The 14,808-nt window shown below is 62.9% G+C and carries 10 protein-coding genes; 6 read left to right on the top strand and 4 right to left on the bottom strand.

All coding sequences use genetic code 11. The features are described from left to right. Positions 1-7 precede the first annotated feature (7 nt). A complete protein-coding gene (locus tag MKP08_RS09640; RefSeq protein WP_241553629.1) occupies positions 8-3,361 on the top strand; it encodes a P-loop NTPase fold protein in 3,354 nt (1,117 codons plus the stop codon). 1 nt (position 3,362) lies between these two features. Here MKP08_RS09640 and MKP08_RS09645 read toward each other — a convergent pair whose 3' ends face one another. The 3 genes from MKP08_RS09645 to MKP08_RS09655 form a co-directional block, all read right to left on the bottom strand. Continuing rightward, a complete protein-coding gene (locus MKP08_RS09645; protein ID WP_241553630.1) occupies positions 3,363-4,208 on the bottom strand; it encodes a hypothetical protein in 846 nt (281 codons plus the stop codon). A gap of 105 nt (positions 4,209-4,313) precedes the next feature. Then, on the bottom strand, positions 4,314-5,579 hold the full coding sequence (locus MKP08_RS09650; RefSeq protein ID WP_241553631.1) for a glutamate-5-semialdehyde dehydrogenase: 1,266 nt from the start codon (positions 5,577-5,579) through the stop codon (positions 4,314-4,316). A 50-nt stretch (positions 5,580-5,629) separates the two neighbouring features. Beyond that, entirely contained in the window at positions 5,630-6,532 is a 903-nt protein-coding gene (locus MKP08_RS09655) for a pyrroline-5-carboxylate reductase family protein (RefSeq protein WP_373418084.1), read from the bottom strand. Between the two features lie 54 nt (positions 6,533-6,586). On the opposite strand from MKP08_RS09655, the gene proB reads away from it, so the two are divergent. The 5 genes from proB (at position 6,587) to ligA (ending at position 13,507) form a co-directional block, all read left to right on the top strand. Further along, complete coding sequence (gene proB, locus MKP08_RS09660; RefSeq protein ID WP_215228378.1) at positions 6,587-7,741, top strand: glutamate 5-kinase; 1,155 nt, start codon at positions 6,587-6,589, stop codon at positions 7,739-7,741. A 93-nt stretch (positions 7,742-7,834) separates the two neighbouring features. Then, positions 7,835-8,632, top strand: coding sequence for an outer membrane protein assembly factor BamD (locus MKP08_RS09665; RefSeq protein ID WP_241553633.1), 798 nt, complete (start codon positions 7,835-7,837; stop codon positions 8,630-8,632). Positions 8,633-8,769: 137 nt separating this feature from the next. Beyond that, entirely contained in the window at positions 8,770-10,434 is a 1,665-nt protein-coding gene (recN, locus tag MKP08_RS09670; RefSeq protein ID WP_241553634.1) for a DNA repair protein RecN, read from the top strand. 29 nt (positions 10,435-10,463) lie between these two features. Further along, the gene (locus MKP08_RS09675; RefSeq protein WP_241553635.1) at positions 10,464-11,351 is read left to right on the top strand and encodes a S9 family peptidase; all 888 of its coding nucleotides are present in this window, start codon (positions 10,464-10,466) and stop codon (positions 11,349-11,351) included. Next, positions 11,348-13,507 carry an NAD-dependent DNA ligase LigA gene (gene ligA, locus MKP08_RS09680; RefSeq protein ID WP_241553636.1) on the top strand — a complete coding sequence of 720 codons (2,160 nt, stop codon included), beginning with the start codon at positions 11,348-11,350 and terminating at the stop codon, positions 13,505-13,507. The genes MKP08_RS09675 and ligA overlap by 4 nt, the downstream gene beginning before the upstream one ends. 26 nt (positions 13,508-13,533) lie before the next feature. On the opposite strand, the gene MKP08_RS09685 is transcribed toward ligA, so the two are convergent. After that, on the bottom strand, positions 13,534-14,565 hold the full coding sequence (locus MKP08_RS09685; RefSeq protein ID WP_241553637.1) for a histidine kinase dimerization/phosphoacceptor domain -containing protein: 1,032 nt from the start codon (positions 14,563-14,565) through the stop codon (positions 13,534-13,536). Between the last annotated feature and the right edge of the window lie 243 nt (positions 14,566-14,808).

Genomic DNA, 14,808 nt, shown 5'->3' on the forward strand with positions numbered 1-14,808 from the left:
CCGCCGTATGAATAAGCTGGGGTTGAGCGAGGGAGTTCAGCGCGTACGGCTTATTCCCGACGAGCCTGCTGCTGACGATTTTTTCTCAACTCATACAGAGCTATCAAGTGCTATCGAAATCGCGATACGACAAAATCCGTCAGCAAGAGTAATTGGGCTGTTCGGGACGTGGGGTAGCGGAAAGTCCACGGTCGTCAGAAGGGTATCTAAGGCATTCTCCAAAGACGAAACCTTCGAGGTGTTTAATTACGACGCTTGGCTACATCAGAGCGACCCAATAAGAAGGTCGTTTCTGGAAAGCTTGATGCAGCATCTGAAAGTCTCTCGCCTGATTGAACAGGGCGACTGGGACCAGAAGCTGGCTGAAATAAATAAGCGTGTCGAAGACACCGAGACGACCCAGATCCCGAAGTTTACTACCGACTTCTTAGTGTTGTCAGTATCGCTATTATTCGTTCCATTCGGCGTATCTTTGCTGGATTTAGAAACAATATCGCAAGCCTTTGGAGAATCTCACTCAACCGCTGGACGAGTAACCTTTTGGACGGCGTTGATGTTCTCGTTTATGCCATTGCTTACATGGCTCGTGATGTATCTTATCCGTCGCCCAAGGGGTGATGTCTTTTCAACGAGGTATTTTACCAAGCGGTTCTGGCGCATAACTGATCAAAGTGGTTCACCCGCTCAGTTGCTTCCCATATTTGTTGGTCAAAATCCGTCTGTTACAAATACGCGGACAATCCGAAGGGCGGAACCGACTTCTCTAGAGTTTGGGCGCCTCTTCCAAGACGTGATGAGGGAGGCGACCAACGGGGGTAGGCACTTCATCATCATTGTAGACAACTTGGATCGTGTTTCCGCTGAACAAGCTGGACAAATATGGGCGACGATAAGAAGTTTCTTCATGTCGGCGTCGCAAGACGAAGCAGATAGCGCATACGAAATTTATCATCCGTCTGTTATCTTACCGATCGATCCTAGCGCCATCGATGAGATATTTGAAACTAGCCGATCAGACTCATTTATAGAAAAGACCTTTGACGCCGTTTTCAAGGTTCCTCAGCCGGTGTCCTCAGATTGGCGAGCTTTTCTTGCGAAGCAATTAAACTATGCTTTTGGCGAGATATGTGGGGAGCGAGACGCATACTGGATTCGCCGCTTTTATGAAGAGGGTATCGTTGGGACAAAAGAATCCTCACCAACGCCCCGAGAAATCAATAAATATGTAAACCGTTTAGTCACGCTATTTTTGCAGTGGTCTAAGTTCCAAATACCGCTTCGTACTCTCGCGTTTTACGAAGTTTATGCTTCGCAAATTGATGATAATATAGTGCATTTTCTGCGTACTCACAACAGCTCTGGATTCCGCGAAATGGCTGGCTGGCGGAATGATATCGCGGCCGTGCACTTTGGAGTGCAGCCTGAGAAAGCTGCGCAGGTCCTGCTAGACGGAAGGATCAGAGCCGCTATCCGGAATAGGAACACCGATTTGTTCTCTGAGATCGCTGAATACGACGGGTTCATCGAGGTGTTTGAGGCCGTCATCGAAAAGCTTCCTGCTCCTCAAAAAACTGAGACCGAACTGTCGGTTGCTGTTAGCACCGCCCACTTACTTTCAGGCCTTTCGAGCATAAAGAATGAAGCGTTTTTATCCTCGTCCTGGTGGAAACTAATCGATTTCATAACTTCAAATATTTCGGAGGCGGAGTCAGCAACTATTGTTGCTGAAGCAATGGGCCTTTGCGAGAAATATATCGTTAAGATCCAAGTGCCGGAATTTCTCCGTAAGGCGAGTCTGGCCGTATCAGGTAGGTTAAATGACGACGAGATTGCGGTTGCTGACCTGCGATCTTTATCGTCTGCAATGGAAGTGCTGAATCGGATTTCTTCTACACATGGCCTGAAGCCTCCCAATATGACCCTTGGCGGAACCGTGGAGAGGTTTCTTCTCAGGCTTGGAGTAATTGGGGCTTACGACTTAGCATGGCCACTTATCCGGTCAGAATTTCAGTCGGACGAAATTGAGGCCCAGATAGTTGCGCTCCTACATGACTCCAATCGCAACAAGAACGTGCCGTGGCTAGTCAAAGTTTTGAGTGACCCCGCATCGGATCAAATATATGGCGGAAGTAACCGCATTGGGTGGGATGCCTTTGCCGATGCGTGCATCGGCTATCTGGAGAGAGCGGTCAACGAGGAGCTCGATCCGGCGCCTGCGACCAAGAGTTTGCTAAAGTTGCTTTCAGCCGACGAAGCGAAAGTTCTCGAAAGGTTAGACGCTTTTGTTGAATCCCGGCAACATGAGACGCTTTTTCGTAAGGCGTTGAACGAGAAGCGGGAGGCCGTTCTAGATTTTCTGACCCTCTTTCTGTGGCGTGCGAAAAGTGTAAGGCTGCCCTACTTTCGAATCTCTGAGATCGAGGTCATCAATATAAACTTTTCGCAGAGTGTGTGGCAGAGTTTGACAGGTATTGGAGAAGGAGCCGCGGTTAGGGTCTGGGAGAGTTATCATGCTGATTATTCGCTAAGGAAGATTTCTGAATCTGTCATTGAGTGGCTAGTCAAAAGAGATTCGCTTGGTGATATTCGAATTTCCGACGTTTTTGAAAGGCTATATTTCTTTCGATCTGCGATACCCTGGAAATTGAGAGGTAGGTTTGATGATCTACTCCGAGCGCGTGATGATTTCTGGGATCGGTTTGCTGCTGCATCATTTGATTCGGGTTTTACCGACACAGTTCGTTCGCTTCAGAAAGATCCTGGCGTAGATCAACAAGGTTTAGAGCGGCGGTTAAAGGAAAAGCTTGAAGGAGCGAGCGAAGGTGTCTGGTTAGCTGCTTTCCTCAATGGTCACGAGCCTTTCAAGCTCTCAACCGAAATTGCTGAGCCCCTAGGCATCCATCTCGGAGTGCACAGTAATCTTGCATCGATGTTGCGAGGAGAGATTTCTGCGCTCATCTCCGGCGTCGAAATGAACGCAAGACTTCGATGGTTTCAGCTCAAGGACGTCCTCAACGGTCGTGCAGCGAAATCGCTATTAGGGTCGCTGGCTGCTGCGCTTTTGGACGGTTCGCCGGGGAACATTCTTAGTAATCTAAAGATAGGAGGCGCGAAATTCAGGAAAGTCGTCGAGGACGAGTTGGGGTCTGATGGCCGATCTGAGCTCCTATTGAGCATTCTTGAACTGAAAAGCGGTCAAGAGTTTCTGATCGATCACGCTGTAGAATTCCGAAGTTGGATTACCGATATGGAGGCCGACGCGAGAGGTAAGCTCAAAGAGAAATTGTTACGGTTCAAAAACTCTAGAAGTCAGCTCAAAAACAGTTGTTCTGAGCGCTTATTAGAGGAATGGGTAATTTAGCTTACCACCCCTCATCCTTCAACCGCCTGATCCGCGGGCCCTCCTCTTCCTCCTCCTCCGCAGGGCCGGGATAGCGGCGCCAGCCGGGCGGGGGGAGCGATAGGGCCTCGTCCTGGTCCGGCGCGTCGGGCTGCGGCTGGTTGCCGGGCCATTCGTGGTAATGCGGGTTCTCCGGGTCCTCGTACCAGAGATAGCCGTTCTCCCTGTCCTCCTCCTCCAGCCGCCGAACCTCCGCCTCCGCGGCGCGCACGCGCGGGCTCTTGGCGCGCTCGTCCTCCCACGCCATTCGGTCGATCAGCTCGTTGATCGAGGCGACGACCTCCTCCTCGCTGCGGCCGTCGCGTTCCGCCTCCCACTCGGCGCGCCACTGCTTCTTCAGCCGCCGCCGCTCCATCTCGCCGATCGCGCCGCGGTTCGCCCGAGCGCCGTCCGCCGCGAAGCGCTCCGGGCTGCGGTTCCGCAGGAGGAACATCAGCAGCCGGTCGTTGAAGACGCGGCGCGTGCCGACCAGCTTGCCGTAGGAGTACACGGGCACCTCCACCCCGTTCAGCGCGCGGTCCATCGCGGTGTCCTCCACCCGCTGCATCCCGATATCGAGCGCGGCGTTCCACGCGGCGCGGAAGCTCTCCGCCTCCGGGTGGCGGCGCAGCAGGTAGGCGCCGTGGTCGGAGCGGTTCACGCGCTTGCACGCCTCGCTGACGCTGCCGGTCTCCGCCAGCGCCTCGATGAAGTTGCGCTGCACCTCGGGCTTCCACCCGTTCGAGCGCTCCTTCGCCCGGGGGACCGGGTCGAACGCGGGCAGGGTGGTGCGGGGGCCGGGGTTATGCGGGGGTGTCTCGTCGTCCATCGGCGAGGATGGAGCACAAACGCGGCGAGTAGGAAAGTTTGCGTGGGGTGGATGCAAAACGGGCCCCCCGAAGGGAGCCCGTGTCGGTGTGCCAGGTGCCGGGCCTCAGGGGCGCGTCTGCCCCTCGCCATGGACGAGGTACTTGAAGCTGGTGAGCTGCTCCAGCCCCACGGGGCCGCGCGCGTGCATCTTGCCGGTTGCGATGCCGATCTCCGCGCCCATGCCGAACTCGCCGCCGTCGGCGAACTGGGTGGAGGCGTTGTGCATCACAATGGCGCTGTCGATCGCGGTCATGAACTTCTTCGCCGCGGCCTCGTCCTCGGTCAGGATGCAGTCAGTATGATGGCTGGAGTGGGTGTCGACCCAGGCGATGCCTTCGTCCAGCCCGTCGACCACCTTCACGGAGACGATGGGGTCGAGATATTCGGTGGAGAAGTCCTCCTCCGTCGCGGGCTTGATCCGGTCGTCGAGCTTCGCCGCCTCGGCGTCGCCGCGGATCTCGCAATCGGTGCCGAAGATCTCGGCCAGGGCGGGGACGGCCTTGTCTGCCACGGCCCGGTCGACCACGATGCTTTCGGTCGCGCCGCACACGCCGGTGCGCCGCAGCTTCGCGTTGCGGATGACCTTCACCGCCTTGTCGATGTCGGCCGCCTCGTGGATGTAGCTGTGGCAGTTGCCGTCGAGGTGGAGGAGCGTGGGCACGCTCGCCTGGTCGCGGACCAGCTCCACCAGTCCGCGCCCGCCGCGCGGAATCACCAGATCGACGAACTCGTCCGCCTTGAGCAGCGCGGCGACTGCGGCACGGTCGGTGGTCCCGACGGTCTGCACCGCGTCCTTGGGCAGACCCGCCGCCTCCAGACCAGCCTGCATGCAGCCGACGATGACGCGGGTCGAGTTGCGGCTTTCCGAACCACCCCGCAGGATCACCGCATTGCCGGATTTCAGGCACAGCGCGCTGGCATCCGCGCCCACGTTGGGGCGGCTTTCGTAGATCATGCCGATGACGCCGATCGGCACCGCGACCCGCTCGATCTTGAGGCCGTTGGGCCGCTCGAAATGCGCGAGCTCGCGGCCGACGGGGTCGGGCAGCTCGGCGATCTGTTCCAGCGCGCTCGCCATGCCTTCGACACGCTCCTCGGTCAGGCGCAGGCGGTCGACGAAGCTGTCGGGCTTCTTGCCCTCGACCGACGCGACGTCCTTGCCGTTCGCCTCCAGCAGCTCGTCCATCGAGCCACGCAGGGCCTTAGCCGCTTCGCGCAGCGCGGTGTTCTTCTGCTCGGTCGTCGCCTGCAGCAGACCACGCGCCGCCTCGCGGGCGCGGCTGCCGAGGTCGTGGATATGGATCTGCGGATCGAGGGTCTGATCGTTCATGTCGTGGGTCCTTATATATCTTGTCGTATCTTGGGCGCGGGAGCGGCGCGTCAGCGCAGCTCCACCGCGCGGTCGTAGGCAGCCTGCAGCGTGGCGCGCAGCTTGTCGGAGACGACGCCATCTCCGTTCAGCGCATCGAGCCCCGCGGCCGTTGTGCCGCCCTTGCTGGTAACCGAATTACGCAGTTCGGCCAGTTCGGTTTCCCCTTCCTCCTGCGCCATAGCGATGGTGCCTTCGATCGTGCCGAGCACCATCTCGCGCGCCTGCGCCTTGTCGAAACCGAGCTCTTCGGCCGCCGCGACATAGGCGCGGGCGATCTCGAAGACGTAGCCCGGGCCGGAGCCCGCCACGGCGGTGACGCGGTCGAGCGCGTCCTCGCTGTCGACGGTGACGGTGCGCCCGGCGCGGCCCATCAGGTCCTGCGCATGGGCGAGCTGATCCCGGTCCACACCGTCCGCGGCGCAAATCCCGCTGACCGCGCGACCAATTGCGGCGGGCAGGTTAGGCATCACGCGAATGACGGGCGCGCCGTCCATCGCGCTCGACAGGCGCTCGATCGAGCAGCCTGCGGCGATCGAGAGCACGTAGCCATCGTCCGCCAACAGGTCGGCGAAACCGGGGAGGATATCGCCCACCATCTGCGGCTTGATCGCCACGATGATAACGTCGAACCTTTCATCCGATCCGAATTCCTCGCGGCCTTTCACCAGTCGCGCGCCATGTGGCCCGCTTTCCAGTGCCGGGTCGGTGACGGTGAAATCCTCCTCCCCCTTCATCCAGTGTCCAAGAAGGGCGCCGCCCATCTTTCCACAGCCGATCAGCAGAACTCTTTTCGAAATGGTTCGTTCTCCCTTTAAGAATATCGAAAAAGCGCGTCTGGTAGGGTATCGGTTCCCCACCGGATTCCGGCCTGCAAAGCGAAGCTTTACAATTGCGCCGGTTGTGCGCCGCACAATCAATACCTAGGTGGATCGCCGCCTTATTCAACCGGAGGACGAAGATACAGCGTGCCCGATAACCATACCGTCGTCGTCAAAATCGGATCGGCCCTCTTGGCCAATACCGACCTTCTCACCCCCCGTTTCGGATTCATGCAGCGCATGATGGAGGACGTGGCCCAGTTGCGAGAGGAAGGGACCAATGTGATCCTGTGTTCCTCCGGCGCGGTCGCGCTGGGGCTCAGGATGATGGGCGAGACCCCGGAAAGCGCGGGCGTCAGTGACAAGCAGGCGGCCGCTGCGTGCGGCATGCCGCTCCTGCTCAACGCATACAAGCAGATCGGGCACGAATACGGGATCGACATCGCGCAGGTGCTGCTGACGCTCGGCGATTTCGAGGATCACCGCCGCTTCCTCAACACCCGCAACACGGTCAACCGCTTGATGGAAGCGGGCGTGGTTCCGATCGTGAACGAGAACGATTCGATCACGACCGAGGAAATACGGGTCGGCGACAACGACCGGCTGGCGGCGAAGGTCGCGCAGATGGTCGGCGCGCAGGACCTCATCATCCTGACCGGGGTGGAGGGGCTGTACGACCGCAATCCCGACGATCCCGAGGCCAAGCTGGTCGAGGTGGTCGAGGACGTCGCGCCCTATATCGAGGCGACCAAGGGCAAGAGCACTCTGGGCACCGGCGGGATGGAAACCAAGCTGATCGCCGCGAACATGGCGCAGGAGGCCGGCTGCACCACCTGGATCGCCGATGGCGAGGTGGACAATCCGCTCACCTCGGTCTTGCGCGGTGAGCGCCGCTGCACGAAATGCGTCGCCCATGCCGATCCCGCGACCGGCTGGGAAAGCTGGATCGCCAACCGGTTGCAGATGGCCGGCAGCCTGGTGGTCGACCCGGACTTTGCCGGAGCGCTGGCTAATGGCGACCGCTCGATCACGCGCGACGATCTGGTGTCGGTCGACGGCGACTTCACCCGCGGCGACGTGCTCCACATCTACGATACAAATGGCGAGGAACGTGCGCGCGGCCTCAGCGATTTCACCGCTGAGGAAATCCGCGTGATGGTGAACAATCGCGATATGCCGGCGGAACAGCTGCTGGGGTACAATACGAAGGGCGAGATCGTGCGCGCGAAGAATCTCGTTTCGCTGCAGAAACGCCACCTGCGCTGGGACGCGCCGTCCCCGACAGAGGGCCGGGTCAGCTAGGAATAGAGGCTAATTGCCGCGTACGCGCAAGCCGTCGACATCCGCGCCAACTTCACTTGGCGTTCAGCGGAGCCGCGGTTATAGGCTTGCCCCATGACGACCCGTTCCCTCCGGCGCGCCGCCGCCGTTTCGCTTCTTGCCGCAACCACCGTGGTTTCCGGCTGTGCAACCGGCGCCAGTGGCGGGCCGCGCGATACCGCCTATGTCGCGCGTGATGTCGAGACGCTGTATCTGAGCGCGAAGGAACGGCTCGACCGGGGCGACACCAAGCTGGCCGCGGCGCTGTTCGACGAGGTCGAGCGCCAGCATCCCTATTCCCCGTGGGCGCGCCGCGCCCAGTTGATGAGCGCGTTTTCCTATTACGTGGCGCAGGATTACACGAAGGCGATCCAGAGCGCCCAGCGCTTCCTGTCGATCCATCCGGGCAACAAGGACGCGCCTTACGCCTATTACCTGATCGGGCTGAGCTATTACGAGCAGATCGGCGATGTGCAGCGCGACCAGAAGACGACCGAGCAGACGCTGACCGCGCTGCGCGAGCTGACGCGGCGGTTTCCCTACAGCGAATACGCCGCCGACGCGCAGCTGAAGATCGACCTGGTGAACGACCATCTCGCGGGCAAGGAAATGGCGATCGGCCGCTATTACGAGACTTCGGGCAAGTGGCTGGCCGCCGCGATCCGGTTCCAGAACGTGGTCGAGAACTACCAGACCACCAGCCACGCCCCCGAGGCGCTGTTCCGCCTGACCGAAACCAACCTGGCGTTGGGCATTCCGGGCGAAGCGAAGAAATATGCCGCGGTGCTGGGCGCGAACTATCCGGGAAGCGAGTGGTACGAAAAAGCGTACAAGCTGATCGACGAGTACGCGCCGAACGCCCAGGCGACCTGACGGCCGAGCTGGCGGGTCGGGGATCGCGGGCGCTTTCGCGCTAATTCCGAGTTCGGCGGTCCGGCCGTTGGCTCTGGGGATATAGACCGGTGAGACCGCGTGACGCGGCGTTGCAGTCGCGCTAGACCGTTCGAGCCATGCTGACCCGGCTTTCCATCCGCAACATCGTGCTGATCGAGGCGCTCGATCTCGATTTCGGGCGCGGGCTCGGCGTGCTGACCGGCGAAACCGGCGCGGGCAAGTCGATCCTGCTCGATGCCCTGGGCCTGGTGCTCGGCAATCGCGCCGACAGCGGGCTGGTGCGGGCGGGGGAAGAGCGGGCCAGCGTCACCGCCAGCTTCGAATTCGGCGCGCTTCCGGCGGCGCTCGTCGAAGCGCTCGACGATGCCGGGGTGGAAATCGAACCGGGCGAACCGTTGCTGATCCGGCGCCAGCTGCGCGCCGATGGCGGCTCCAAGGCGTTCGTCAACGATCAGCCGGCGGGCGTCGCCCTGCTGCGCGAACTGGCCCCGGCGCTGGTCGAATTGCACGGCCAGCACGACGATCGCGGACTGGTCAATCCGCGCGGGCATCGGGCGCTGTTGGATCGCTATGCCGGTGCGGATACGGCCGCGGTCGCGCGCAGCTGGCAGCACTGGCGCGCGGCGTCAGAGGCGCTGCGCGAGGCGCGCGAACGGATCGATACCGCGAAGGAGGAGCAGGACCTGCTGCTTGCCCATCTTGCCGAACTGACCGCGCTGGAGCCGCAGGCGGGGGAGGAGGAACGCCTCGCCGAAGCGCGCGCCGCGATGCAGAAGGGGGAGCGGCTGTCGGGCGACCTCGAGGAGTTGCGCCATGTGTGGGACGGTTCGGATTCGCCGCTGGCGGCATTGCGCGGGGCGGCGCGGCGGCTCGACCGGATTGCGCCCGAGCACCCGCTGCTTGCGGAAGCGCTCGCCAGCCTCGACCGCGCGGTAATTGAGGCGACCGAAGCGGAAGAGAAGCTGGAGAAGGCGGCAGAGGCGCTGACTCACGATCCCGCCGCGCTCGAGGCCGCCGAGACGCGTCTGTTCGACCTGCGGGCGCTGGCGCGCAAGCATCGCTGCGAGGTGGATGAACTGCCGGAAAAGGCGCGCGAGTTCCGTGCCGCGCTCGACGCGATCGAGGGCGGGGAGGCGGAGCTCGACGCGCTGGAGGCGTCGGAGCGCGAAGCGGGCGAGACCTATCGCGATGCGGCACATGCGCTGCACGCGGCGCGCGTCGCGGCGGCGGAGCGGCTGGACGTTGCGGTGGCGGAGGAGCTCGCCCCGCTGAAGCTCGACGCCGCGCGCTTCCGCACCCAGGTGACCGAATTGCCGGAGGAGCGCTGGGGCGTCCACGGGCTGGACGCCGTCGAATTTCTGATCGCGACGAACCCGGGCGCGGACTTCGCGCCGCTGGGCAAGATCGCGAGCGGGGGCGAGCTGTCGCGCTTCATCCTGGCGCTGAAGGTCGCGCTGGCGGAGCAGGGCGGGGCGGCGACGGTGATCTTCGACGAGATCGACCGCGGCGTGGGCGGCGCGGTCGCGAGCGCGATCGGCGAACGGCTTGCGCGGCTGGCGCGGGACGGGCAATTGCTGGCCGTCACCCACTCGCCGCAGGTCGCGGCGCGCGGGCGGATGCATTACGTCATCCACAAGTCGAGCGAGGGCACGGTGACGAAGACCAGCGTCACCCTGCTCGACGAGAGTGGGCGGCAGGAAGAGATCGCGCGGATGCTGTCGGGCGCGGAAGTGACGCCCGAGGCCCGGGCGCAGGCAGACAGATTGCTGGAGGGAGTATGAGAGGTGTCTTTGCCGCAGGAGCGTTGCTCATGATCGCGGGGTGCTCTGCGAAAGGCGATCCGACCGAGACCGAGCAGCCGATCGCGCTTGCCGCCGACGGCGCGATGTGGGGGACGGATACCCATATGCCCCCGGGCCAGCCCAGCGCGATCATGCGCTATGCCGACCACGCGCGCGGCTACGCGGCGCTGCGGCTGCCGCAAGGGGACGGACCGTTTCCGCTCGCGGTGCTGTTCCATGGCGGTTGCTGGAAGGCAGGGTTGGCGGATACCGCCTATCTCGCGCCGCTCGCCACCCGCTGGCAGCAGCAGGGGATCGCAACGCTGAACGTCGATTATCGCGAGGTGGGCGAAGGGAAATTCGGCGGTGGCGGATGGCCCAATTCCTTCACCGACTGGCAGCAGGCGGCGGGGCTGATCGATCAGCTCCTAGCGAATTACCCGATTGATCGGAACCGCATCACGCTGGTCGGACACTCAGCGGGTGCGCTGCCCGCTTTGTGGCTTACCGAGCAGCGCGGAACGACCAGCCCCGGTGGCGGTGCGGTCCCGGTGAAGGCGCGGGCGGCGATCATCTTCGACGGTCCTGCCGATATCGGGGCGGAGCGCGAGGCGTTCGACGCCCTGTGCGAATTTTCGGCGGTCGATCCGTTCATGGGCGGCTCGCCCGATGCCGTCGCCGGGCGCTACGCCGCCATCTCGCCCGGCGAGCATCCACCGCAACTGAAGGAAATCCTGTTCGTCAACGCCCGCCTACCGCAGCCGCCCAAGAGCGCGCTCGACGCGGTTGGTGCCGGCGGGGCGAAGGTGGAAACACTGAGCAATTCCGGCGCGAGCCATTTCGACATCATCACCCCCGGGGCCGAGGCCTACACCGCTAACGAGCCCGCAATCATGAAGGTGCTGCGCGGGGAATGAGCGACGCAGACCCGTCGGCGATGACCGATGCCGAGGCCGCCAATGCCCTGATGCGGCTGGCGAAGCAGATCGCCCATCACGACCGGCTCTACCATGCCGAGGACGCGCCCGAGATCACCGATCAGGAATACGATGCGCTGGTGCGGCGCAATGCGGCGATCGAGGAAGCGTTTCCCCATCTGGTGCGCGAGGACAGTCCGAGCCGGCAGGTCGGGCACGCGGTCGCCGCCTCTCCGCTGAGCAAGGTCGCGCACGAGGTTCGCATGATGAGCCTCGACAATGCCTTCGCCGACGAGGAGGTGGCCGAATTCGTCGCCCGCGTGCGCCGCTTCCTGTCGCTGGAGGACGACGCACCGCTCGCCTTTACCGCCGAGGACAAGATCGACGGGCTCTCCTGCTCGCTGCGCTACGAGGACGGGCGGTTGGTCCGCGCCGCCACGCGGGGCGACGGTCAGGTGGGGGAAGACGTCACTGCCAACGTGCAGCATATCGCCGATATCCTGCAGCAACTAGACGGCAAGGACATCCCTGCGCTGTTCGAAGTACGCGGCGAGGTCTACATGGAAAAACAGGCGTTTGCCGCGCTCAATGCTGCGCAGCAGGACGCGGGTGGGAAGCAGTTCGCGAACCCGCGCAACGCCGCCGCCGGTTCGCTGCGGCAGAAGGATGCGAGCGTCACTGCGAAGCGTCCCTTGCGCTTCTGGGCGCACGGGTGGGGCGCGGTTTCCGAAGGTGGCCTGCCGGGCGATACGCAGGAAGAGGTGATGCGGGCGATCGAGGGCTGGGGCCTCCCGCTGAGCCCGCATTTTTCGCGGGTCGAGGATGTCGACGGCATGTTCGCTGCCTACGAACGGATCGCCAAGGACCGAGCCGAGCTGCCGTACGAGATCGACGGCGTCGTCTACAAGGTCGACCGGCTCGACTACCAGCACCGCCTGGGCTTCGTCGCCAAGGCACCGCGATGGGCGATCGCGCGCAAGTTCCCGGCGGAAAAGGCCGAAACGACGCTGGAAGCGATCGACATTCAGGTCGGGCGCACCGGCAAGCTGACCCCCGTGGGACGGCTCGCCCCGGTGCTGGTCGGCGGTGTCACCGTGACCAACGTCACGTTGCACAACAAGGACGAAATCGAGCGGTTGGGCGTACGACCGGGCGACCGGGTGAGGGTCCAGCGGGCGGGCGACGTGATCCCCCAGGTGGTCGAAAACCTGACGCCGGACGAGCCGCGCGACCCCTGGCATTTCCCCGACCATTGCCCCGAATGCGGCAGCGAAGCCGTGGCGGAAGAAGGCGAGGTCGATATTCGCTGCACCGGCGGGTTGATCTGCCCCGCGCAGCGCACCGAGCGGCTGGAGCATTTCGTCAGTCGCGGCGCGCTCGACATCGAGGGGCTGGGCGAGAAGACCATCGCGCAGTTCTTTGCCCTCGGCTGGCTGGAAAGCCCGGCCGACATCTTCCGGCTGAAGTCGCGGCGCGAGGAGATCCTCGCGCTCGAGGGCTGGAAGGACAAGTCTGTGGATAACCTGTTGGCGAGCATCGAGGCGAAGCGCACGCCAGACGCCGCGCGGCTGCTGTTCGGGCTGGGTATCCGTCATGTCGGAGCGGTCACGGCTCGCGACCTGATGAAGGGCATCGGCGATATCCGCCGCCTCCCGGAGAAAGCTGCCGAAATTCGCGCCTACCGCGAGGATAACCCGCGCGCGGAAGGGGAGGCCGAAAGCCCGTTCAACACGCGCATGGTGGAGGCCGTGAAGAGGATACTGGAAGTGCAGGCGGACGGGATCGGAACGGCCGTCGGGTTCGCGCTGGCTGACTTCTTCCACGAACAGCACAATATGGATGTCTGGAACGAGCTCATCGGACCGGAGCCAAGCGCGGGCGAGCTCGATCCGCCACGCTACGAGGTGGAGACGCGCGCCAGCCCGGTTTCCGGCAAGACGGTGGTCTTTACCGGCAAGCTGGAAACCATGAGCCGCGACGAGGCAAAGGCGCAGGCCGAGCGCCTCGGGGCGAAAGCGGCGGGTTCGGTCAGCGCCAAGACTGACCTCGTGGTCGTCGGCCCCGGCGCAGGCAGCAAGCTGAAGCAGGCCGAGAAGCTGGGTATCGAAGTGATCGACGAAGCGGGCTGGGCGGATATCGTCGCCGCGGCGGGGTAAGGCACCTCGCGAATTTCAGCCCGCGGCTATCGCGCCGTGGCAGTATCTGTCGCCGCCACGCGGCTGCTGCTCAGCGAGGCGCGGAAGCCGCCCACGATCGGAGCGGCTTCATGCGTACCGCCTGCCTGCTGGGCGAACGCGGCCATCAGGCTGGTGCCGAGGCCGCCCGAACCATCGGATACGGCGCCATGCCCCACGCCGTTGTCGTCGACGGTAAGCCGCCACTCCCCTTCCGTGACGTGGAAGAAAACACCGATCGTGCCGCTCCGCCCGTCGGGGAAAGCGTATTTGAGACAATTCGACAGCGCTTCGTTGAGATACAGCCCGATGGCGACGGCGGTTTCACGCGGTAGCGTGGCCGGCTCGATCTCCCGATACAGGCGGACATGGCTGGGCACCGCGGCCTTTTCGAGCCGGTTCATCAGAGCGTCCAGATAGAGCTCCATCTCGACGTCGCTGTGCTCGGCCTGCTCGTAGGCGAGATTGGAATAGGCATCGGCGAAGGTGCGGATGCGACCGACCGCGTCGTCGATCGGGCGGTGCAGGGTGATGTCGGATAGGCGGCGCTTCTGGAATTCGAGCATGCTAGCCACCAGCGCGAAATTGTTCTTTGTGCGGTGCTCCAGCTCGGCGAGGAGGGTCAGGCGCCGGTCCGCGGACCTCTGTATTTCTTTTAGAGAGCCATGCGCGGCCCGGCGGAAGGCCTCGGCAAAGCACATCACGATCAGGCAGCACACCGCATTAAGCACGACCCGCCCGGGGTCGGTCGGGTTGGTGAAGGTGAACGAGGACGGTGCCGGCAGGACGAAGTACCACGCCCACAGGAACGTCAGGATTGCCGCTGTGACCCCGGCGCGCAAATGGCCGTAGAGCGTGGCGAGCAAGACGGTGGGGTAGATTAGCGCGAAAGGCCCCGAACTCGGTGCGATCAGATCGACCGTGGTCCTGACGCCGATCATCGCGCCGGCGCACATTACGCCGAAGCCGTATTGCGCCGCCTTCTTCCCCCGGCGGGTCTGGAATTGGCGCGATACGTCGAACTGAGCCAGTCTGTGCATGGGCGACTCTTCGGGTGGTGGGTTTGCGAGACGGCGGACATGCGATCTCACCAGCTGGGCAACCCGGTCCCGTGGCTTGTGGTTGCAATAGCGCCTACTCGCCCGATTGTCGAACTTCGCTGGAAAAAGCGCGGGTAGCGATCCCGCTTGCGCGGGTCGGCCAATGGTGGGACGGTGCCTCCCTCAATGGAAGAAGAGGGGAGTGGGGATGTCGCGAGTCGGAAAATCGCGGGCGCGAACCGC

It is taken from the genome of Erythrobacter sp. LQ02-29, assembly GCF_022576075.2.
Taxonomy (GTDB): domain Bacteria; phylum Pseudomonadota; class Alphaproteobacteria; order Sphingomonadales; family Sphingomonadaceae; genus Alteriqipengyuania.